Here is a 22,229-nt window from a genome sequence, read left to right on the forward strand (position 1 = left end):
GGCCCGGATCGTAGGCTGGATGCTCTCGGTCGTGACCCTGGCGCTCGGCCTGTCGATCTTCGCCGCCTGGAACGTCCTGCTGACCCGGGTGGACGAGCGGATCGCGGCCGAGTTCAAGCACGAGTACGAGGAACTGCGCGGCTACGCGGCCAAACCCCCGACCAACGACCTGGAGGACCTGCTGGTCGGCTACCTCCAGGTCAACGTCGCCGACCGGTGGGAGATGTTCTTCACCGTCGTGGACGGCCAGCCCCACCACAAAGGCCGGGCCGAGTCGCCCGCGCCTCTCGACGAGGACGCTGCCCTGGTCGCCCGCGTGGCCGAGGCCCAGCGCCCGGAGACCGGAGAGTGGCCCTCCAAGGCGGGTGAGGTCCGCTATGTCTCGATCCCCATCCAGGTCAAGGGTGACCCGCGCCAGGGCCACGTCGTCATCGCGATCTTCTACGAGCATCACCGGCAGGAGGTCGTCGACGCCGTCCGCGTACTCGCCTTCACCTCACTGGCCGCGCTGGCGATGGCGGGCGCGGCCGGCTGGTTCGTCGCGGGCCGCGTGCTCGCACCGGTCCGGATGGTACGGCAGGCCGCCGAGCACATCAGCGACTCCAGCGACCTGACCCGCCGGCTCGACGTGGTCGGCAACGACGACGTGGCCGCGCTGGCCCGCACCTTCAACCACATGCTGGACCGGCTGCAACGCGCTTTCGAGGTGCAGCGCGAGTTCGTGGACGACGCCGGGCACGAGCTGCGTACCCCGATCACCGTCATCCGCGGACACCTGGAGCTGATGGGCGACGACCCGGCGGAGCGGGAGGAGACGCTCGCGCTGGTCACCGACGAGCTCAACCGCATGAACCGCATCGTCGACGACCTGCTCACACTGGCCAAGTCGGAGCAGCCCGGCTTCCTGTCGCCGGAGGAGGTGGAGCTCGCCGACCTCACCGTCAGCGTGATCGCCAAGGCCAGGGCGCTGGGCGAGCGCGACTGGCGGGTCGACGAGGTGGCCGAGGCGCGCATCGTGGCCGACCGCCAGCGGCTCACCCAGGCGCTCATGCAACTGGCCGCCAACGCCGTCCGGCACACGCAGGAGGGCGCGCTCGTGGCCGCGGGCTCGGCCGTGGACGGCGACCGCGTCCGGCTGTGGGTGCGCGACGGCGGCCCCGGAGTACGGCCGGAGGATCGCGAACGCATCTTCCAGCGGTTCGTCCGCGCGGGCAGCCGTTCCCACCAGGGCGCCGGGCTCGGGCTGTCCATCGTGCGCTCCATCGCCGAGGCCCACGGCGGCCGCGTCTGGGTGGAGGACGGCGCCCGCTTCGTCATTGAAATGGAGATACGGGATTGAACCGGATACTCATCGCCGAGGACGAGGCCAGGATCGCCGCGTTCGTGGAGAAAGGGCTGCGGGGCAACGGCTTCGTGACCACCGTGGTGGAGGACGGCGAGGCCGCCTTCGAGTACGCCCGCAGCGGTGAGTTCGACCTTTTGGTGCTCGACATCGGGCTGCCGCTGAGCGACGGGTTCACGGTGCTGCGCAGGCTGCGGCAGGCCAGGGTGACGCTGCCGGTGATCATCCTGACCGCCCGTGACAGCGTGGCCGACACCGTCGCCGGGCTCGAAGGCGGGGCCGACGACTACATCCCCAAGCCGTTCGCCTTCGAGGAACTACTGGCCAGGGTGCGGCTGCGGCTGCGTACCGAGCGCACGCCCGAGGTGACCGTGCTGCGCGTGGGCGATCTGTCGCTGGACCTGCGCAGCCGCCGGGCGCACGTGGGCGGGCACGTGGTGGAGCTGTCGGCGCGGGAGTTCGCGCTGGCCGAGGTCTTCTGCCGCCACCCCGACCAGGTGCTCACCCGCGAGCAGTTGCTCAGCCACGTGTGGGGGTTCGACTTCGACCCCGGCTCGAACGTCGTGGACGTCTACGTGCGGTACCTGCGCAAGAAAATCGGGGCAGAACGGATCGAGACCCTGCGAGGTACTGGATATCGGATGAAAGCCCTCTAACGGCGGCCTCATGGGGATCCCACCGCCGCTCGGGAGTCTGAGATCGGCAACGGAACGGACTCCCAGGAGGACGGCATGGAACTCAAGCGGATCCTGATCGCCATCGCGCTCATGTGCGGGACCGGCGCGGCGGGCGCGGGCCTCGTCGCGACCCCGGCCTCGGCCGCCCCGGCCACACTGGCCCAGGCCGACGACGACGACCGAGGCGACGACGATGACGACGACCGCCCGAGAGGCGGGGTGGACACCGGGGCGGGCGGCACGAGCGACGACGACGATGACGATGACCGTCCGAGGGGCGGGGTGGACACCGGAGCGGGCGGTACGAGCGACGACGACGATGACGACGACGACCGTCCCAGGGGCGGGGTGGACACCGGAGCGGGCGGTACCTGGACCGGTACGCAGGCCGCCAACCCGGTACGGCTGCGCGTCCCCGCCATCGGCCTGAAGACGAAGATCATCCCGCTGGCCCTCGACAAGAAGGGCCGCCTGACCGCCCCCAAGCGCTACGACGTGGCCGGATGGAACCAGGCCGGTCCCGAGCCCGGCGAGCGCGGCCCCGCCGTCATCGCGGGCCACGTGGACTCCAAGACGGGCCCCGCGGTCTTCTACAAGGTCCGCGGCCTCGACCCCGGCGACAAGATCTACGTGGACCGCGCCGACGGCAGCACCAAGGCCTTCACCGTCCACCGCCTGGCCCGCTACCCGAAGACCGCCGTCCCCGGCCGCACGGTCTACGGCCAGACCGGCGGCGCCGAGCTGCGCCTGATCACCTGCGGCGGCGTGTTCGACAGGAAGAAGGGCAGCTACCGCGACAACATCGTGGTCTTCGCCCGCTGACGGCGCGGAAAGACCGACGGCCCGGAGAGGCCGACGGCGCGGAAAGGCTGATCGTGCGGAAAGGCTGGGCCCGGCGGTTCGGGCTCAGCCGCCCGACCAGAACAACCGCCAGACCGTGTTGGCGTCCCCCGCCATCGTGGCGAACCGCCGGACCCTCTTCCCGGTCAGGTCCACCACGTCCACCCGCCAAGGACTGACCCCGTAGTCATAGACCAGCAGGTGGTCCCGGTTGAACCACCCCCACACCTTCTGCTTGGCACTCAGCGGGAAGCGCGAGACGCGTTTCCCGCTTTCGTGTTCCACCACGCACACGGCGGGCCGCCCGCCTGCGCACCCGGCGGCCAGCAGCGGCCCGCTGACCTCGGCCGTGAGGTTGTCCGCCGAACGGACACCCTTCACGGTCCGCGACAGCCGCCCGTCGAGCGTGTAGAAGCCGACCGGCCCGCCCCCGCTGACGAGGACGGTCCCGTCCGGGCCCCAGGCGAAGTCCGCCCCCTTGGTCAGGCCGCCGACCTCCCGCCGGGTGAACGTGCGGGCGGCCACGTCCACCACGGCGAAGCCGGTGGCCCTGCCGTCGGTGTCGGTGACGGTCAGCAGGACCCGCGAGCTGTCGCGCGCCCACGTCGGCCGCCTGACCAGCAGCGGCAGCTCCACGGTCGGCACCGCGAAGACCGGCGTCAGCGCCCGGTCGGTGAACTGCACGGTGTTGTTGCCGTCGGAGGCGTACTTGGGCGTCGTGTAGACCGACGCGACGAGCCTGCCGTCGGGGGAGACGACCGCGTCGCGGTACTCGGGCAGGCGGACGAACTCCCGCGTCCCCGGCTTCCTGACGAACCCCGGATGCCGCAGCGACTCCTCCTTGACCGTGAACGAGGTCAGCCGGAGCGGGTCGCGCGGGCTCTCGTAGAACGTGGCCGCGAGCTGCGGCACCGCGACCGGGGTTGTGTCGGCCGGCGGTGAACCGCTGACCACCGGCGACGGCACGACGGCGGCCGGGCCCGGCCGTGGCCCCGCCGACGGGGACGGCGGTCCGGCCGAGGGCCGCGTGACCAGGATCGTGGCGGTCACGGCCGCCGCCACGGCCAGCGCCGTACCGCCGACCAGGGCCGCGCGCAGGCGCCGGGGCCGGCGGGAGACCGCCAGCCCCTCCCGCAGCAGCCCCTCCGGCACCGAGTCGGGCTGCCGCCGCTCCACGGGCCGCTTGGCGGCCCGCCCGACGTTGCCTCCGCTGCCGGGTGCCGGGTGGCCGAGCAGGCGCAGCAGCACCTGGCTGGCCCGCGGCCGTTCGGCGGGCTCCTTGGCCAGGCAGGCCGCCACGATCTCGCGCAGGTCTCCGTCGAGCCCGTTGAGATCGGGCTCCTCCGTCGCCAGCCGATGCATGATCGCCGGCACCGAGTCGTGTCCGAACGGCGGCCGCCCGGTCGCCGCGAAGACGATCGTGGCCGCCCACGCGAACAGGTCCGCCGGCGGACCCGCCAGCGCCTGCCCGAACTGCTCCGGCGCCATGTACGCCGGCGTCCCCACCACCCCGCCGATCGTCGTCTCACCGGAGGCCGCCCGCGCGATCCCGAAGTCGATGACCCGCGGACCCTCCCTGCTCAGCAGCACGTTGGCGGGCTTGAAGTCACGGTGCACGACCCCGGCCCGGTGAATGGCCGCCAGCGCCGTGACGGTACCGACCGCGAGCCTGCGCAGCTCCCGCCCGCCGATCGGGCCGCGTTCGCGCACGCTCGCCTGCAGCGTGGGCCCCTCGATGAACTCGCTCACGATGTACGGCACGCCGTTCTCACTGCCCGTGCCCAGCACCAGGGCGGTGCAGAACGAGGCCACCTCGGGCAGCACCTCCGCCTCACGCAGGAACCGGGCGACGGCCTGCGGATCGGAGACCCGGTGCAGCACCTTGATGGCGACCTTCTCGCCCCCGGGCCCCTGTCCGAGATGGACCACGCCCTGGCCGCCCGAGCCCAGCGTGCCCAGGATCCGGTACTCGCCGACGTGCTCCAGGACGCTCATGTCAGTACCTGTCGAAGCGCAGGTCCGACAGCTCGTCCTTCACGACCCTCAGCTCGGCCAGCTTGCGCGTCACCTTGCCCTTGAGATCGACCGCCTCCACGATCATCTTCTTGCCGGACAGCCGGCCCACGATCAGGTTGTCCTCGTCGTACCAGCCGTACAGGTAGCCGGGGCTGGGTGGCACGCTGGTGAGCCTCTTGCCCGTCTCGGCGTCCCAGATACAGCTGGTCAGCTGTTTGGCGCAGCTCGTGGTGACCAGCCGCTTGCCGGAGGGGGAGAACGGCGTCTGCCCGATCGGCCGGCCCACCCAGTGCATGGAGCGCACGACCTTGCCGGTCAGGTCCCGGTAGCGGATGCCCTCGCCGTTCTCCGGCGTCATGTACCCGGAGGCGATGAGCTGGTCGCCGGGCGCCCAGCGGTAGTAGTAGCTGGTGCGCTGCTCCGGCTCCTGCTTCCTGAACATCGCGACGTCCTCGGCGTTGGCCGTCTCGACGACGGTGGCGCGGCGCCGTTCGACGTCGAGGAGGATGAAGCCCCGCACATAGGCGGCCTGGACCTGCTCGTCGCGCTCCAGCATCGTCAGCAGCACCGTACGGCTGTCGCGCGACCACTGCGGCGACACGCCCCAGCGCGGGTTCGTCACGGTCGGGACGGTGAACTTCTCGCCGGTGACCCGGTCGGTGAAGCTCACGTCCAGGCGCTCGGCGGTCAGGATGTGCAGCTCGTTGACGGTGGCCATCCACCGGTTGTCCGGGGAGACGGGCGAGGAGATGTTGTCGCCGCCCGTTCTGGCGAACCCCGTGCCGTCCAGCGTGCGCGCGTAGGCGACGGAGTCGCCGTCCTTCTGACCGACGTGGTACGAGGTCAGGCGGACCTGGTCGGCCGCGTTCTCCCAGAGCGTGCCCGCGCCGTCGGGCAGGGTGATCGTCCGGGTGACGGGCACCGGCTTGGGCGCCGCGGGCGTCGTGGGGGTGGCGGAGGCGGCACGGGACGGGGTGCCCGCCGCGACCGGTTCCGCGCCGAGGGTCCTGGGGGTCAGCACGTAGCCGAGGGCGCCGAAGACCAGCACGATGACGACGGCCGCCGCGGTGAGCACCAGCGCGCGGGGACGCGGCCGCGGCGGCTCCGGCGTGTCGGGCACCGCGGTCTCCAGCGCTCCTGACTGGCCGAGCAGGCGCAGCAGCGCCTCCTCCGCGGCCGGGCGGTGCTCCGGGTCCTCGGCCAGGCAGTCGGCCACCAGCTCGCGCAGTTCGCCGTGGAGGGCGCCCAGGTCGGCGGCGCCGTACCGGCGGCGTCTGTCGACCTCGCCGAAGGGGTCGCGGCCGGTCGCCGCGTAGGCGACCAGCGCCGCCCAGGCGAACATGTCAGCCGACTGCCCGCCCTCCCCGGCGGGCGTGCCGCGCAGCACGTGCGTGCCGTCCGCGCCGAGCACGACCGTGTGCGGGCCCAGGTCACCGTGGTGCCCGCCCGTACGGTGCACGGAGGCCAGCGCGGTCAGCACGGCCAGCGCGAGCCGGTGGGTCGCGTTGGGCGACAGCGCGCCGCCCTCGGACACCGCCTGGGCCAGCGTCCGGCCCTCCGCGCGGTCGGTGACCAGGATGCCGGAGTCCATGCCGGTCATCTCCCTGTGTAGACGTAGATCAGGTCGTCGCGGTCGTCCTTGCCGGCCAGCTCGGCCATCACCCTCTGCGTACGGCCGCGCAGGTCGATGGCGATGATCCGGTGCACCGCCTTGTCCTTGTCCCTGGGTTCGGTGATGATCAGATGGCTGTCGTCGTACCAGCTCAGCAGCGTGCCGCCCTTGGCCCCGTAGATGGCCACGCTCTCCTGGCGACCCCAGTTCCGGGTGTTCCACAGGCAGAAACTGCCGCCGCTCGGGCACAGCGTCAGGAACGATGCGCCGGAGGGCGAGAAGCTGCGCCGTCCCCAGAGCCGGCCGACCCAGTGCTTGGTCCACAGCTCGCGCCCGGCCAGGTCGCGGGCCTTGAGGCCCCAGCCGCTCTCGCTCCGGTAGTCGATGACCACGCCGGAGGAGTCGGGCAGCCAGGCGTAGATCCGCTCGGCCTTGTCGTCGGTGGGCACGGGGGTGACGCTTCTGGAGACCGGGTCGACCAGCACGAAACCCAGGGCCAGCTCCGGATCGCCGCCGTCGACGATGTTCAGCAGCAGCCGCTTGGAGTCCGGCGACCAGGTCGGTAGGGCGAGCTTGCCCTTGACCTCCGGCGTGAGGGCGTACTGCTCCTTCGTCTTCCTGTTGACGACCGTCAGCGTGGGCTCGGCGTAGATCGCCAGCCACTGGCCGTCGGGGGAGAAGCCGAGGTCGGCGCCGGGTGTCTTCAGCTTGGTGAAGGTGTCGCCCTCGCGCACGTACGCGTCCTTGCCCACCCGGTAGGCGCTCAGGACGACCGGGTCGTCCGGGCTCTCGTGCAGCGTCAGGCCGATGCCCGCGGCCTTGACCGTCTTGGTGGGCTTGGGCGGCGGGCTGGGGTCGGGCGCCGCCGTACGGACGTCCGGGGAGGGCGTGGCGGGACCGGGCGCCGGAGCCGCGGACACGACCTTGGCCGGCGCCGGGGCCGGTCGCGTCACCCGCGCGACGGCGTGCCCGCCCGCGGCCGACAGGACGGCCAGCGCGAGCGCCGCGGCCACCAGCACCGGAGCCCTGGACCGGCGCGGCTGCTCCCCATCCGGCACCGGCGGCAGGTCGGTCAGCATGGAGTGGCCCACGAGCCGCATCAGCGCCTCGCCGGCCGTGGGCCGCGCCGCCGGATCCTTGGCCAGGCACGCCGCGACGATCGCCCGCGGCGGATCGGGCACGCCGCCGAGGTCGGGCTCCTCGCGCAGGATGCGGTTCATCGCGGCCGACATCGAGTTGGAGTGGAAGGGCGACTGCCCGGTGGCGGCGAACACCACGGTCGAGCCCCACGCGAACAGATCGGCGGAGACGGGGAACAACTCGCCCGCGAACTGCTCGGGCGCCAGGAAAGAGGGCGAGGAGACCTGCTGGGTGGCGATCGCCGACCCCGACTCCACCGCGGCGCCGACCCCCGCGTTGATCACCCGTGGACCGTCCGGCCCGAGCAGGACGTTGTCGGGCCGCAGCGCCCCGTGCGCCAGCCCCGCCTGATGGACGGCGGCCAGCGCGGTCATCATCGCGATCGCCAGCCGATGCAACGCCGCGCCCCCCAAGGGGCCGTGCTCGATGACGGCCTGCTTGAGGCTGACCCCGTCCACGAATTCCGAGACGATGTACGGTCGCGCCCCCTCGATCCCGGCGTCGAGGACCATCGCGCTGTGGAAGGCGTCCACGCGCTTCAGCCCCTCGGCCCGTTCCAGGAAGCGCTCCGGATCCTCCAGACCGGTGTGGAGCAGCTTGACCGCCACCCGCTCGCCGTCCGGGCCGCGTCCCGAGTAGACCACGCCGGCCGGTCCTTCAGCGAGAACGTGCTCCAGCGTGTAGTCCCCGAGTTGCCGCGGGTCTCCTAAAGGCATCGGTCGAGAGCCTCCGATCTTGACGATGCTGCGAGCCAATTATGTGGTTACGGGGGATTCGGCCGGAAGTACGGCGGCGAGGCTTACCCGAACCTGGCGTCGTAGGATGTCTGCGACTTTGGGGAGGGTGTGTCCGGCGTGGATACAAGGGCTGAAGAACAACTGATCGGGCCACTACTGCTGGCGCGCGGCACCATCGACAGGTCCTCGACACTGCGCGGCGATCGCGCGTGGCTGGAACGTGCCTGGGCCGACCCCGCCACCAGGGTTCTGGTCATCGACGACGGTCACACGCTCGTCCGCCGCACCGGCGACGGCGTCGAGGCCGTGCTGTACACCACCGAGGAAGCCCCCGAGGGCGAGCGCTACCTGCTGGGCGTCGAGGACGGCACCGCCTACTTCGCCGTCGCCGCGCCCCTGCCCGGGATCGACGCCGAGCTGAACGGCCGGGCGACCGTACCCATGAGCCTCCGTGACACCCCGGAGGGCCAGCCGGTGGTGGCCGGGCTGCGGCAGGTCGGCGGGCTGCTCGGCGACCGGGACGCGGGGCTGCTCGTCTACGCCGTGGCTCTGGAGGCCTGGCACACGACGCACGAGCACTGCCCGCGGTGCGGGAGCCGTACCCGCGTCGAGGGGGGCGGCCACATCCGCGTCTGCCCCGAGGACGGCTCACAGCACTTCCCGCGCGTCGACCCCGCGGTGATCATGCTGATCCGCGACGAGGAGGACCGCTGCCTGCTGGCCCGCGGGCCGCAGTGGCCGGAGGGACGGCTGTCGATCCTGGCCGGGTTCGTGGAGCCGGGGGAGTCGCTGGAGCACGCGGTCGTGCGCGAGGTGGCCGAGGAGGTCGGCATCGCCGTCACGAACCCGCGCTACCTGGGCAGCCAGCCGTGGCCGTTCCCGCGCAGCCTCATGCTCGGCTTCTTCGCCGACGCGATCACCACGACGCTCACCCCGGACGCCGACGAGATCGCCGAGGCCAGGTGGTACTCACGCGTACAGCTCGCCGAGGCGCTGGCCTCGGGCGAGCTGCGGCTGCCGCCGCCGGTCTCGATCGCCAGGCGGCTGATCGAGACCTGGTACGGCGACGAGCTGGTCGGTGACTGGTAGGTACCTTCAGGCGGCCTGGAGGAGTGCCTTCACCTCGCGCGCCGACGGGTTCGTGCGCACGACCCGGCCCTTGGGGGTCTCGATGACGACCGTCGGGACGACCTGGTTGCCGTTGTTCACGCTCTCCACGAACGCGGCGGCGGTCGGGTTCGCCTCGATGTCGACTTCGCTGAAGCTGATGCCTTCGCGGGAGAGCTGAGACTTCAGCCTCTTGCAGGGGCCGCACCAGGTGGTGGTGTAGACCGTCAGCGCCATGAGGGTTCCTTTCGGTAAACAGGCGCTCGGTGCAACAACGCAGGGCGCCCGCGTAATCCCTCGTGATCCGGTGGGGTTAACCGATGCGGTCGGCGATCCACTGCTGGACGCGCTCGGCCACGCCGGGCTCACGGAAGAGCGGCGCGCTGTGCTGGGAGCCGGGCTGGGTGACGACCGTCACGTCCACGCCCACCTGGCCCAGCATCGTCTTGAGCAACTCGCTCTGCACCGGCGGCACGAACTCGTTCTCCGAGTGCAGCATCAGCATCGGCGCGTCCTTGGCGCTGGCGTGCCAGGGCACCTCCATGCTGGCCCACACCCGCGAGCACTTGCCCTTGGGCTCGCAGCCGCCGGCCAGTCGCATGGCCGCGACGCGCAGGCGGCGCTTGTTGATGTCCGTGGTCTTGGCGCCGTCGGAGAAGGCGCGCAGCGGCGAGATCACCGGTGACAGCCCCACGACGCCCTTCAGGCCGGGCACGCCGTTGCCGTACGTGCCGACGGCGGCGGCGATGTGGCCGCCCGCTGAGAAGCCCACCACGACGAACTTGGCCGGGTCGAACGACCAGCGTCCGGCGTGCTTGCGGGCCACGGCGATCGCGGAGAAGGCGTCACTGCGCTGCGCCGGCCAGGCCTCCTGGCCGGACAGGCGGTAGTTGAGGTTGAAGACCGTGTAGCCCATGTCCGCGTAGGTGCGGGCGATCTCCGTCATGTACCTCTTGTCGCCGCCGGACCACCAGCCGCCGTGGATGAGGAAGACGCCGGGCCGCTTGGTGCCATCGGCCGTCCACCACACGTCCATGTCCTGATTGCGCTGGTGGCCGTAGTTGACGCTCTCCGCGGACAGGCCGCCGAGGCCGTTGGAGTCGACCGGGAAAGGGTCCTTGGCCGTCTCGGCGGCGGCAGCCGCCGGTGTGAGCGCGATCGCAGCGGCGAGCGCGCTCGCGAAAACCGCAGTTCGCACGGCCTTCCCTTTCCCCCATGCAGTTGGTCGCGCCCCATTGTGGGGGAATTGACCTGTTCTTTGCATCTCGGTGATGTGAACGGGTGACGGGCGGCATGTTGCCAGAATGGAGCCCTTCACCGCCACCGGCTGGGAGGATGACGAGGTGAACAGCGTGGACGACGTGCTCGCCGGGCTCGACCCGGAGCAGCGAGCGGTGGCCGAGGCCGTGCGAGGTCCGGTGTGCGTGCTGGCCGGCGCGGGCACCGGGAAGACCAGGGCGATCACCCACCGCATCGCCCACGCCGTACGGAGTGGGTACGTCGACTCCTCCAGCGTGCTCGCCGTGACATTCACCACACGCGCCGCGGGAGAGCTCAGGCAGCGGCTGCGCGCGCTCGGCGCGCCCGGCGTCCAGGCCCGCACCTTCCACGCGGCCGCGCTGCGCCAGCTCACCTACTTCTGGCCGAGGGTCATCGGCGGCGACGCGCCGTCGGTGATCGAATCGAAGCTGCCCGTGCTGCGCGAGGCCTGCCGGATCACCCGCACGAGCCCCGACGTCCTGCGCGACCTGGCCAGCGAGGTCGAATGGTCCAAGGTCGTCCAGATCGCCCCCGAGGACTACACGGCCGCCGCCGCGAAGTTCAACCGCACGCCGCCGGTGCCCGTCGAGGAGATGGCGCGCGTCTACGACGCCTACGAGCAGATCCGGCGCGAGCGGCACCTGGTCGACTTCGAGACCATCCTGGAGCTCACCGCCGCGGTGATGACCGAGCACCAGGAGGTGGCGGCCCAGATCCGCCAGCAGTACCGCTACTTCGTCGTCGACGAGTACCAGGACGTCAACCCGCTGCAGAAGCTCCTGCTCGACACCTGGCTCGGCGGGCGCGACGACCTGTGCGTGGTAGGCGACCCCAACCAGACCATCTACTCCTTCACCGGCGCCAGCCCCCGCTACCTGACCGGCTTCGCCGTCGAGCACCCCGGCGCCGCCGTCATCAAGCTCGTGCGCGACTACCGCTCCACGCCGCAGGTGGTCGACCTGGCCAACCTGGTCATCGCCAAGGGCCGCTCGGCCCACCGCCTGGAGCTGATCGCCCAGCGCAAGGACGGCCCCAAGCCCGTCTTCACCGAGCACGACGACGAGCCCGCCGAGGCCGCCGGGGTCGCCCGCGCCATCCGCAGGCTCCTCGACAAGGGCGTGGCCGCCCGCGAGATCGCCGTCCTGTTCCGGGTCAACTCCCAGTCGGAGGCCTACGAGGAGGCCCTGTCCAAGGCCGAGATCTCCTACGTCCTGCGCGGCGCCGAGCGCTTCTTCGAGCGCCCGGAAGTGCGTCAGGCCGTCGTACTGCTGCGCGGCGCCGCCCGCTCGGAGTCCGGCGAACCCCTGGCCGGCGAGGTCCACCACATCCTGACCGGGATCGGGCTCACACCGGCCGCGCCCGGCGGCGGCAAGGCGCGCGAGAAGTGGGAGTCGCTGCGCGCCCTGGCCGACCTGGCCGAGGACATGGCCGCCAACGGGGCCGACCTGCCCGCGTTCGTGGCCGAACTGGAGCGGCGCGCCGGCGAGCAGCACGCCCCGCCGGTCGAAGGCGTCACGCTGGCCTCGCTCCATGCCGCCAAGGGCCTGGAATGGGACGCCGTCTTCCTGGTCGGCCTCACCGACGGCATGATGCCGATCATCTACGCCGAGTCGGCCGAGCAGATCGAGGAGGAGCGCCGCCTCCTGTACGTCGGCATCACCAGGGCCCGCGAGCACCTCTCGCTCTCCTGGGCGCTCGCCCGCGCCCCCGGCGGCCGCAAGGGACGCCGCCCCTCCCGCTTCCTCGACGGCCTGACCGGCCGCCCGGCCACCACCTCGCGCACCGCCGCCGCGCCCACGCAGTCGCGCGAACGCCGGCAGGTGGCCGCCCCCGTGTCCTGCCGCATCTGCGCCCGCAACCTCGCCACCGCGGCCGAGCAGAAGCTGGGCCGATGCTCCAGCTGCCCCGCCGACTACGACGAGGCACTGCTGGAAAGCCTCAAGTCCTGGCGCACCACCACGGCCAAGGAGGCGAAGATCCCGCCGTACGTGGTGTTCACCGACGTGACGCTCCAGGCCATCGCGGAGCGCGTGCCGCGCACCGACTCCGAACTGCTGTCCATCGCGGGGATCGGCAAGGTCAAGCTGGACAAGTACGGCGAGGCCGTACTCGGCCTCTGCCGTGGCGTGTGATGGTCCCGACACGGCGGGCGGGTTCCTGAGGCGGCGGGTGGCACGTCAGACTTAGGGTGATACGGCCAGCCGCTAGGGAGAGACACGTGAACGAGGCGCTGAAGGAGCTGCTCGACCTGCTCGACCTTGAGCAGATCGAGCTGGACATCTTCCGCGGCCGCAGCCCGGAGGAGCGCATCCAGCGCGTCTTCGGCGGCCAGGTGGCGGCGCAGGCGCTGGTCGCCGCCGGGCGTACCGTCCCGGACGACCGCCACGTGCACTCGCTGCACGCCTACTTCATCCGGCCGGGCGACCCCGCCATCCCGATCGTGTACAACGTCGAGCGGGTCCGCGACGGCCGTTCCTTCGCCACGCGCCGGGTGGTCGCCATCCAGCACGGCAAGGCGATCTTCACGATGTCCGCGTCGTTCCACGTGCCCGAGGAGGGCTGGGCGCACCAGGCGGCCGCCATGCCGACGGTCCCCGACCCGGAGACACTGCCGACCTTCCAGGACAAGCTGTACGACCTTGTGGGCGACGAGCCCGGCTGGAAGGACTGGCTGTCCAAGCCGCGCCCGGTGGACGCCCGCTACGCCTCGCCGCTGACCTTCGAGGCGTCCAGGAACCCGGAGCTGATCAGCGCCGAGACCAACGTCTGGTTCCGCTACGACGCGGAGCTGCCCGACGACCCGCTCCTGCACGTGGTGCTGGCCGCGTACGCCTCCGACTTCACGCTCGTCGACACGATACTGCTGGCGCACGGCCTGTCCTGGGGCACCTCCAACGTCATGGGCGCCTCCCTGGACCACGCCATGTGGTTCCACCGCCCGTTCAGGTCCGACGACTGGTTGCTCTATGCTCAGGAGTCCCCCTGGTCAGGGGGAGCCCGTGGCCTTGCCCGCGGACAGATGTTCACCTCATCAGGAGACCTCGTCGTCTCGGTGGTGCAGGAGGCCATGATCCGCGAGATAAAGTCACAAAATCCCAGGTAGAAAATAAGTTGCCCCTTCCCGGCTTCCCGGTTTAGGGTCATGGTCAAGCGAGTCGGACACTCCTGTCCGACGATCCCAGAACGGAGGTGAGTCCCGGTGATCAGCATCAAGATGTCGGCCACGCAGTGGCTCGCTTCCGCACGTCGTGACTCGGTCAGGCTCGCAGATGGGCCGGCCAGATTCCGACAGGAGCAGTCTGTCTTCGGCCAGGAGCCCGCCTTCTACGCCCACGCCGGGCTTGAGGCCGTCCTGGTTCACGGAGCAGGAGTGTCTCCGTCCGCGCCTGCCATCGCAGCAGGAGTGGCTCCGTCCGCGCCTGCCGTCGCAGGCGCCCCGAGCATCGTGCCGACTCAGCAGAACACCAAGGGTGGTCTGTGCGGTCCGCAACCCTGGAGGGATGCGCCGGTCATAACCTGACCGGCACACAAGCAGCCCCCAGGCCGCGGATCCGCACATCGGATCCGCGGCCTCTTTGTTTGTCCGTGATCCCCCACCACCTACGAGGTGCCCGAACAAGATCACCGAGATCGAAAACAAGAAGGAGACGCAGATGGGGGCGAAGACGATCATGGACCTGATCGACGAAGCCAAGATCCCCTGCCGTGCCAACCCCGACCTGTGGTTCGCCGAGTCGCCGGAGGACGTCGAGTTCGCCAAGGCGCTCTGCGGTGGCTGCCCGATCCAGAAGGCCTGCCTCGACCGCGCGCTCGAGCGTGAGGAGCCGTGGGGCGTCTGGGGCGGCGAGCTCATCCTCAGGGGGACCGTCGTACCCCGCAAGCGGCCCCGCGGGCGTCCCCGCAAGCACCCGGTCGCTGCCTGATCAACAGACCCCGTCCCTACTCAAGAAAGGCATCTCGCCGAAATGAACATCCTTCCCACCCGGAGCTTTGAAATGCCATATATGTTCCAGAACCTGGTTAACGACCGAATACAAACCCTCCACCGAGAGGCGGAGGAGCAACGCCTGATCAACCGGATCCGCCGAGTAGAGCGCGCCCGGAAGAACGTAAAGCGGGCTAATGACCGCCTGCGTGTGGCGTTGACCCGAGGAGTCTGATCCGGGAGGTCCTGCCGCCGGCGCAGGACCTCCACCGAGGTCTCCTCAACAAAGGGCCCCGGGAGCCAACCACCTTCTCTTCTAGCGATCGTCGCAACACCCCAGTTGAGGGGATGCGATGGACTTCGAGATCCGGGAGGACCGGGAACGTACTCGGGGCCGCAGGGGGCTTTCCCGTAAGCGGGCGGCATACTTGCGGCTCGTGCAGCAGGGCGTGAGTAACCAGGAGGCATGCCGGATCGTCGGCATCAACTCCCGGACCGGACGACGATGGCGTAACGGACGCAATCCGACCGGCAACCACGTGGGGGCGCTACCGATCACATCGGCGGCGTCCCCAGACGTGCGTGGCCGCTACCTGAACGAGACCGAGCGGATCCACATCGCCGACCGGGTCCGGGAGAAGGCCTCAATCCGGGAGCTCGCGCGCGAGCTCGGCCGCGCGCCCTCCACCATCAGCCGGGAGATCTGCCGCAACCGCCACCCCGGCAACGGCCAATACCGGCCGCATGCGGCCCAGGCCCGAGCCGACGCGCGCCGGCCTCGTCCCAAGCCCGGCAAGATCGGACAGAACTCCGAGTTACGGGCATACATTCAAGACCACCTGCACAAGCGGTGGAGCCCGGAGCAGATCTGCCAGAGCCTGCGCCGAACCTTCCCCGAGCGGGCGGAGATGCACGTGTGTCACGAGACCATCTACCAGGCGCTCTACGTCCAAGGCCGCGGCGAACCGCGCCGCGAGCTGATCCGGGCGCTGCGCACCGGCCGCGCCATGCGCAAGCCCCGCCGCCTGGCCCAGCAACGCCAGCCCCGCTACAGCACACCCATGGTCATGATCAGCGAGCGCCCTGCCGAGGCCGACGACCGAGCCGTGCCCGGCCACTGGGAAGGGGACTGCATCATCGGCAAAACGGCAACGCCGCCATCGGCACCCTCGTCGAGCGCTCCACCCGCTACGTGATGCTCATCCACCTTCCGCACGGCCGCAGCGCCGAACTGATGCGCGAGGCTCTCACCCAGACCGTCACGACCCTGCCACGCCACCTGCTGCGATCCCTCACCTGGGACCAGGGATCAGAAATGGGCTCCCACGGAGCCTTCACCCTCGCCACCGACATCCCGGTCTACTTCTGCGAACCGGCCAGCCCATGGCAACGCACCAACGGCCTGCTGCGCCAGTACTTCCCCAAGGGCACAGACCTGTCCGTTCACACCCGCGAAGACCTCGACGCCGTCGCCGCCGAGCGGAACGCCCGACCTCGCAAGACGCTCGAGTGGGACACCCCGGCTGAACGCCTCGCAAAGCTCCTGGCGACCTGCGCCTGAACCTTGTAACTAGATGCGAGTGCGACCGGCCTTCGTGCAGGGGTCTGTGCGGCATGCCAGAACCCGAAGGGCGACCAGCAGGGAACCCGCAGTTATCCGAGGCGCCGTAGCGCTGTCTCGATAGCGACCTCGACCCGGGAAGTCATGCCGGGCACATCGACGGGACGGCGCCCAGCGACCTGACTACGGATCCACTTCGCCCCGCTATCGTCATAGTGCAGCAGGGCATACAGGTCCCACCACGGATCGAGGGTCACCCCGGCGATCGACTCATAGAGCGACCGAAGCTGCTCCGACCACTCGGGCGAGTAGAGCGCCGCCAAGTATCGCCGACAGTGCCCGACGTCAATCGCGCGCGCCCCCCGATGGATGGAGTTCCAGTCGGTCAGCCCAGTAATCCTCCCGCGCGACCACAGCATGTTGACAGGCAGGAGATCGCAGTGCAGAAAGACGGCAGTGTCCGTTGGCGGCGGCGCCGCCATGACACCAAACGCCGCCTTCCACACAGCCGGCTTCTGCGCGTCGACCGGCATCTGAAACCCGTCTACAGGGGCGATCCAAGAATCCGTCCAAGGTCTGAACACCTTCGCGGGGAGATCGAGGGAATGCAGCAATACAGCAATCTCCGCGATCCTCGTCATCCACGACCGAGGTTCCGCCGGATTGAGGTCAACATGCCCCTGCAACCGTGTCATCAGCAACGATGGCGTGCCCCCCGTCGAAGCACCAGCAACATCAGTAGCCAGGATGCTTGGAACCGGGAGCCCGCTTCCCGCCACCACATCAAGGTTGGCGATCTCCTTCTCCAAGCTCCCCTGCAGGCCAAGCCCGCCCGGGTACTGCCGCAGTACGACGAACGTTCGCATTCCACGTCGCTCGACAGTCAGCCGATTCACGGCGGAGCAGACGCCACCGGTCAATCGGCGATAGCCAACGATGCGACTGCCCCGACCCATTGACGCCGCAACCCAGGCGAGAGTCTCCGCGGAGGGCCGACGCTGCCTGAACCCGCCATCCCTCCAGTCGCCGTCGGTCATGAGCGCGAGCCTATTCGTCAAGGGCCTGCGGCAATAGGGGTTTCTAGCCCGCCAGAGGCGTGACCCGGCTGCTGGATGGCCGTCACCATCTGGAACGGCTCGCGATGGAGCAGGCAGGTGCGGTGGATTACCTGATCACCGCGCCGTCGCTTCGTGAGGTCGCGGCCAACATCCGCCGGGAAGGGCTCCCGGCCATGGGTTTCGTATTCCCGTGACTCCGGAAACACGGAAACCCAGCCGGTTCGCTAGGCTGGCCGCCGCCAGTAAGTGATCACCGTGTTGCGACGACCCCTCGAATACGCGAACGGCCCCCGGCCCCTTCGCCCACTAGACCCAACCCCCAACCCCCAACCACCCACACCTCGCACCCCGCACCCACACCTCGCACCCCGCACCCACACCCCACACCTCGCACCCCACACCCGCATCCCAGCCCACCTCGCCCGGCCGGATCGACCCCCGCCTAACCACCCCGCTTAACCACCCCGCCTCGGTCCCCGCCGCTCTGGCCTGACCGACCTCACCGGCAGCCAACCTCCCCGGCCCAGGCGGATACGGCCGTCAAGGCGTATCAGGCCCAACGGCGGCGCTTCTGGAGCTGTTTGTGTTCCGAGATCAGGAAACAGGGATGGAATCGGTGGCTTCGTCCGGGTCGTCGGCGAAGCCGGGGACCCAGCGGATGACCTCGTCGCGGAATCGGGCAGTGGCTCCGAGCTGGCACAGGACGCCGATGCCCGCGGCGTGCACCCGATGGATGAGGACATACGAGACGGGAAGGTTGAGCTGGCGCACCACGTTGTTGGGCCGGAGGTCGGTCACGCTGGCGGCCTGCGCCTGGAGCCACTCGCGACTGAACGTGAACTCCTCCACCGCCGTGGGCTCGACATACGGCGCCAGGAACGCGCGCAGGGCATCGGCGTCGATCTCAATGTGGGGACGGATGAAGCCCTCGTCGCGAAGGCCGTTCATGACCGTTTCCATGTCACCGTGGTTGAAGATGCGGGTGAGCTTCCCGAACGCCTTGGGGTATCCATCAGGGAGCCGGTTGACCGCGCCGAAGTCGAGGACACCGAGTCGGCCGTCTTCAAGCATGCGGAAGTTGCCCGGATGAGGGTCCGCGTGGAGCATGCCCACCCGAGCCGGCGAGCAGAACAGGAACCGCACGAGCAGCAGTCCCGCCCGGTCACGCTCTTCCTTCGTGCCGTCGGTGATGATGCGGGACAGCGGCGTACCGTCCATCCACTCGGTCACCAGGACCATCTCGTTGGCGGCGATCACGTCGGGCACCTGGAAGTCGGGGTCGCCGTGGAACTCCTGCGCGAAGGCGTGCTGGGCTTCCGCCTCATGGAAGTAGTCGAGCTCTTCGGCGATGCGTTCGCGGAGTTCGGCCAGCACGGCCTTGATGTCGAGACCGGGCAACATGACACCGAACAACTTGCCCAGCCGAGCCAACTGGGTGAAATCACCGAGAAGCGCCTTGCCGGCGCCGGGGTACTGGACCTTGACCGCCACGTCACGGCCGTCGTGCCAGACCGCACGATGGACCTGCCCGATCGAGGCGGCAGCCGTGGGCTGATCCTCAAAGGAGAGGAAATTCTCCCGCCAGTCATCGCCCAACTGCTCGGTCAGCACCTTGTGAACGGTGGCCACGGGCAGCGGCGGAGCGGCATCCTGGAGTTTGGTCAGCGTGGCTCGATAAGGCCCGGCGATCTCCGGCGGCAGGGCGGCTTCGAAGATGGACAGCGCTTGGCCCAGCTTCATCGCACCGCCCTTGAGCTCACCGAGGACCTTGAAGATCTGCTCGGCGGTACGCTGCTGGATCTCCTGTGCGACGATCTCGGCGGATTTGCCGCCGATGCGCTTCCCGATACCCAGGGCCGTGCGGCCCGCGAAACTGATCGGAAGCGTGGCCAGCTTGGCGGAGCGCGTGACTGCGCGGCGCGGAAGATCGCTCACCTTAGTACGCGGCGTCCCGTTGAGGCGCCACTTCCCCCTTCCGTGGTCGACCCGTGTGCGCATGGTCGCGGACCCGGCCCGATGGCTTCCAGGCCCAATGGTCTCCCCTGATGCCCGTCGGACACGGGCGATGTGCTGGTGGTGCCGATCCCGCTGGCTGCGAGCCTTCGATCGTGCGAACCCCGCCGATTACGGGGCATCGCGAGTGGCCATGGGCCAGGCTGTGCGGATCCCGCTGGCAGCGGGCTTCCTGCGGTGCGTTCGTGCTGGTCGCGGGCACATGGCGCCCGCCGGTTCGAAGTTCTTACCCTGTTGGTACGGCAGGCCATATGGGCACGGCAGGCCATACCTGACGGGAACCGAAACGCCGGTGGCCGGGCCGGATCCGGAAGGTGCCGAGATCGCCCCGCCGGGTGCGGGGATTCGCGGCGTTGCCCGTTCGGTGTGGAGCGACGGGTCGCCCTGCTGGGTGCAAGGCGGAGGAGGTTGGAGGTTGCCTCGCTGGGTGCGGGGCCAGGGGCACCTCACTGGGTGCTGAGGTCAGAGGGGACGCCTCGCTGGTTGCGAGGTCAGAGGGGACGCCTCCCTGATTGTGAAGTCAGAAGGGACGCCTCCCTGATTGCGAGGTCGAGAAGGCGCGCCTCGCTGGATGCGAGATCGACAAGTGCTGCCTCGCTGGCTGCGAGGTCGAGGGGGTACCTCGCGGGATGCGAGGTCGGGAGGGATGCCCTCGCTGGGTGCGAGGGGTGGTGTGTGTTCCCGCTGGGTGCGGGGGCGCTTGCTTGTGACTGTATGGCGCGTGCCCAGAGGTCTGGTCGCGGACCCCCGCGTGACTGGGGATGTGGCGTGGGATAACAGGTGTGATCTGGCTGGGTTTAGTCGCGGGTGGCCGCTCTGACCATTCTTAGCGAATCAGGATTGTTGCGTATACACCTACATTGCGGGTGGATCGCCCAGGTCCGCCGCTTCCTCTGCCAATCAGGCAATATGTCGATTGTGCCGTTGGTCACAATCGAAGGGTGGCCGTCGAGATAGGCGAGGGCGTGCCTGGAGGCTTCCGCGGCCACCAGGGCGGCCAGGGTGGTGTCGCAGGCGATCTCGCCCGCGGGATAGCCGCCCAGATGAGCGGTGACCATCGGCCAGCCCGGATCGCGGTCGCGGCGGGTGAGGTCCAGGCAGTGCAGGCACGCGCTCTGGCTCGGGTGCACCAGCGGGCCCACCGTTCCGTAGCCCTCGAAGGCGGAGACCAGCATGTGCGGGATGTTCAGCGCGGTCAGTTCGGTCACCAGGATCCCGTCCAGCGGGCCCACCGGAGCGAGGATGACCAGGTGTGGAAGGTCGGAGCGGTCGTTGAGATACGGCCCGCCCGCGACGAACCGGGCATAGGGCGACGGTGCCGGCCTGGCCGGTGATGCGGGTTCTGCCGTCGCGGCCGACGTGCGTGCTGGCGCGGCCGACGTGCGTGCCGTCGCGGCTGACGTGCGTGCTGGCGAGGTGGGCTGGGCGGGCGAGGCCGGTCGTCGTTTGCCGGTGCCGGTGCCGGTGCGGGCGTCCTCGATCGCTTGACTGATGACCCCGGTCCGTTGACGAGCCGCTTGGGTCGGTCGGCTCGGCGTGCGGGCTCCCTGGATGGAGCCCCGGGCGTCGTGCGCGGAGCCCCGGGCGTCATGGGCGGAACCCTGGGCTTCCTGCGCGGAGCCCCGGGCGTCTTGCGCGGAACCCCGGGCGTCATGTGCGGAACCCTGGACTTCCTGCTTGGGACCCCGGGCGCCCTGGGTGGAGGTTCGGGTGCCCTGGGCGGAGTCACGGGTCTGACGGGTGGAGCTTCGAGTGGCTTGGGTGGAGTTCCGTAGGTCGGGCCTGGGGTTCTTGGGGTCGTGACTGGAGTCCTGAAGATCGTGGGTGGGGTCTTGGGGTGGGTGGGGGTCCTGGGGTGTCGGCTGGGTGGGTTGTTGCGATCGGCGGCGTTGCTTTGCGGGGGGACTTTTGGTGGGCTGGTGGGTGGACGTGTGGGGGCAGGTGATCAGGCGGGTGGCGGTGGTGACGGAGGCTTCTTCTCGGGGGAGGCCGAGTTCGGACCATGTGAGGCCACCGGGGACCAGGTCTTCCGGGCGGGTGGGGGAGGGGTCGATGACCCGGATGGATCCCACACCGGCCGCGGCCAGGAGGTTGACGATCGAGGCGCCCAGGCGGCCCGCGCCGTAGACCCGGACGCGGGCGTTGCGGCGGCGGGCGAGGGTGGGCAGGCCGCCTGCGGGGTTCTCTCTGGCCAGGTCCAGGGCGTCCAGGTCGGGGCGGAGGCGGTCTCGTTCTGGCAGGGGGATGTCATGGAGGATCGTGAGCGGGATTGACGCGTCGTCAAGGACGCCTTGGGCGGTCAGTTCTGCCAGGAGGGTTCTGGCTGCCTGCTCTTCCATGCCTGCTTTTACGGCGTGCTTCACGGCTTGGGCCATGTCCTGGGTGCCGTCCAGGGACTCGATCCAGGCTCGGAGCGGCGGGGTGAGGTCGGTGAGCACGACGGCCTGCATCGGGTGCACGCCGAACTGGAGGGTGCGCTCGTCTCTGAGGATGCGGCGCAGGGAGGGTTTCACGCGGGGCCTCATGACGGTCAGGGTTCCATCATCGGGGGCGGTTGTGGGGGCGGTTGTCGCGGGCTGTGGATAACTTCTTCCGCTGGTCAGAGGGCTGTGGATGAAGGCCCCGCCATACCTGGGCAAACCGGCGCGGTGGCAGGTGGGGGTATGCGTTGCGTCCGCGGAAGTGCTGTGGGAGTGCGGGGGCTGAACCACTTGCGGGCAGGACGCGGAGAACACCGTGGGTGGGCAGTGGGCAAGGCGCGACTCACGGGGGCAGGGATCACAAGGCCGTGGTGACGCAGGCCGACGGAGACTGGCGTGGGGCAGGGTGCGGCAGCGGGGGCGGAGGTGAATCGGGGCGGAGGTGAGCGGCGGGAGGTGTGGCAGCGGGGCAGGTGGCAGAGGTGGGCGGGCGCAGGGTGTGGCGGTGGGGTCGGGGGTGG

General features: G+C 70.0%; 16 protein-coding genes and 1 pseudogene. 9 read left to right on the top strand and 8 right to left on the bottom strand.

Features of this window, described 5'->3' with window-relative positions:
• The first annotated feature begins 19 nt into the window (after positions 1 to 19).
• The 3 genes from ACIBKY_RS23685 to ACIBKY_RS23695 all read left to right on the top strand — a co-directional run bounded on the left by ACIBKY_RS23685 (position 20) and on the right by ACIBKY_RS23695 (position 2,841).
• Positions 20 to 1,339, top strand: coding sequence for an ATP-binding protein (locus tag ACIBKY_RS23685; protein WP_397099389.1), 1,320 nt, complete (start codon positions 20 to 22; stop codon positions 1,337 to 1,339).
• Positions 1,336 to 1,998 (top strand): response regulator transcription factor, encoded by a 663-nt coding sequence (locus ACIBKY_RS23690; protein WP_397099391.1) that lies wholly within the window; start codon positions 1,336 to 1,338, stop codon positions 1,996 to 1,998. The genes ACIBKY_RS23685 and ACIBKY_RS23690 overlap by 4 nt, the downstream gene beginning before the upstream one ends.
• A gap of 75 nt (positions 1,999 to 2,073) precedes the next feature.
• Positions 2,074 to 2,841 carry a class F sortase gene (locus ACIBKY_RS23695; RefSeq protein WP_397099393.1) on the top strand — a complete coding sequence of 256 codons (768 nt, stop codon included), beginning with the start codon at positions 2,074 to 2,076 and terminating at the stop codon, positions 2,839 to 2,841.
• Positions 2,842 to 2,925: 84 nt separating this feature from the next.
• Here ACIBKY_RS23695 and ACIBKY_RS23700 read toward each other — a convergent pair whose 3' ends face one another.
• The 3 genes from ACIBKY_RS23700 to ACIBKY_RS23710 are packed head-to-tail and all read right to left on the bottom strand — an operon-like array spanning position 2,926 to position 8,343.
• Positions 2,926 to 4,854, bottom strand: a complete 1,929-nt coding sequence (locus ACIBKY_RS23700; RefSeq protein ID WP_397099395.1) for a serine/threonine protein kinase — start codon at positions 4,852 to 4,854, stop codon at positions 2,926 to 2,928.
• 1 nt (position 4,855) lies between these two features.
• A complete protein-coding gene (locus ACIBKY_RS23705; RefSeq protein WP_397099397.1) occupies positions 4,856 to 6,466 on the bottom strand; it encodes a hypothetical protein in 1,611 nt (536 codons plus the stop codon).
• Between the two features lie 5 nt (positions 6,467 to 6,471).
• Positions 6,472 to 8,343, bottom strand: coding sequence for a protein kinase (locus ACIBKY_RS23710; protein ID WP_397099399.1), 1,872 nt, complete (start codon positions 8,341 to 8,343; stop codon positions 6,472 to 6,474).
• A gap of 138 nt (positions 8,344 to 8,481) precedes the next feature.
• On the opposite strand from ACIBKY_RS23710, the gene nudC reads away from it, so the two are divergent.
• Entirely contained in the window at positions 8,482 to 9,453 is a 972-nt protein-coding gene (nudC, locus tag ACIBKY_RS23715) for an NAD(+) diphosphatase (protein WP_397099401.1), read from the top strand.
• Positions 9,454 to 9,459: 6 nt separating this feature from the next.
• Here the strand turns inward: nudC and ACIBKY_RS23720 are convergent, their stop codons facing one another.
• Both ACIBKY_RS23720 and ACIBKY_RS23725 read right to left on the bottom strand, forming a co-directional pair.
• Positions 9,460 to 9,708 (bottom strand): glutaredoxin domain-containing protein, encoded by a 249-nt coding sequence (locus ACIBKY_RS23720; protein ID WP_184968030.1) that lies wholly within the window; start codon positions 9,706 to 9,708, stop codon positions 9,460 to 9,462.
• A 76-nt stretch (positions 9,709 to 9,784) separates the two neighbouring features.
• Positions 9,785 to 10,669, bottom strand: a complete 885-nt coding sequence (locus ACIBKY_RS23725; RefSeq protein WP_397099403.1) for an alpha/beta hydrolase — start codon at positions 10,667 to 10,669, stop codon at positions 9,785 to 9,787.
• Positions 10,670 to 10,775: 106 nt separating this feature from the next.
• On the opposite strand from ACIBKY_RS23725, the gene ACIBKY_RS23730 reads away from it, so the two are divergent.
• From ACIBKY_RS23730 to ACIBKY_RS23745, 4 genes and pseudogenes are all read left to right on the top strand, one after another.
• Positions 10,776 to 12,863, top strand: a complete 2,088-nt coding sequence (locus ACIBKY_RS23730) for an ATP-dependent DNA helicase UvrD2 (RefSeq protein ID WP_397099405.1) — start codon at positions 10,776 to 10,778, stop codon at positions 12,861 to 12,863.
• A gap of 86 nt (positions 12,864 to 12,949) precedes the next feature.
• Positions 12,950 to 13,834, top strand: a complete 885-nt coding sequence (locus tag ACIBKY_RS23735) for an acyl-CoA thioesterase (protein WP_397099407.1) — start codon at positions 12,950 to 12,952, stop codon at positions 13,832 to 13,834.
• A 550-nt stretch (positions 13,835 to 14,384) separates the two neighbouring features.
• A complete protein-coding gene (locus ACIBKY_RS23740; RefSeq protein WP_184968169.1) occupies positions 14,385 to 14,654 on the top strand; it encodes a WhiB family transcriptional regulator in 270 nt (89 codons plus the stop codon).
• Positions 14,655 to 15,105: 451 nt separating this feature from the next.
• A pseudogene (locus tag ACIBKY_RS23745) lies at positions 15,106 to 16,217 on the top strand (IS30 family transposase).
• A gap of 92 nt (positions 16,218 to 16,309) precedes the next feature.
• Here ACIBKY_RS23745 and ACIBKY_RS23750 read toward each other — a convergent pair.
• On the bottom strand, positions 16,310 to 17,254 hold the full coding sequence (locus ACIBKY_RS23750) for a phosphotransferase family protein (protein WP_397099409.1): 945 nt from the start codon (positions 17,252 to 17,254) through the stop codon (positions 16,310 to 16,312).
• A 59-nt stretch (positions 17,255 to 17,313) separates the two neighbouring features.
• Here ACIBKY_RS23750 and ACIBKY_RS23755 point away from each other — a divergent pair, with 59 nt between their 5' ends.
• Entirely contained in the window at positions 17,314 to 17,469 is a 156-nt protein-coding gene (locus tag ACIBKY_RS23755) for a hypothetical protein (RefSeq protein ID WP_397099411.1), read from the top strand.
• Positions 17,470 to 17,869: 400 nt separating this feature from the next.
• Here ACIBKY_RS23755 and ACIBKY_RS23760 read toward each other — a convergent pair whose 3' ends face one another.
• Both ACIBKY_RS23760 and ACIBKY_RS23765 read right to left on the bottom strand, forming a co-directional pair.
• Positions 17,870 to 19,210: an ABC1 kinase family protein gene (locus tag ACIBKY_RS23760; protein ID WP_397099413.1), complete on the bottom strand. Its 1,341-nt coding sequence runs from the start codon at positions 19,208 to 19,210 to the stop codon at positions 17,870 to 17,872.
• Between the two features lie 875 nt (positions 19,211 to 20,085).
• A complete protein-coding gene (locus ACIBKY_RS23765) occupies positions 20,086 to 21,813 on the bottom strand; it encodes a ThiF family adenylyltransferase (protein WP_397099415.1) in 1,728 nt (575 codons plus the stop codon).
• Positions 21,814 to 22,229: the final 416 nt, after the last annotated feature.

Origin of the sequence: Nonomuraea sp. NPDC050394 (assembly GCF_044459065.1) — a bacterium.
Classification (GTDB): Bacteria; Actinomycetota; Actinomycetes; order Streptosporangiales; family Streptosporangiaceae; genus Nonomuraea.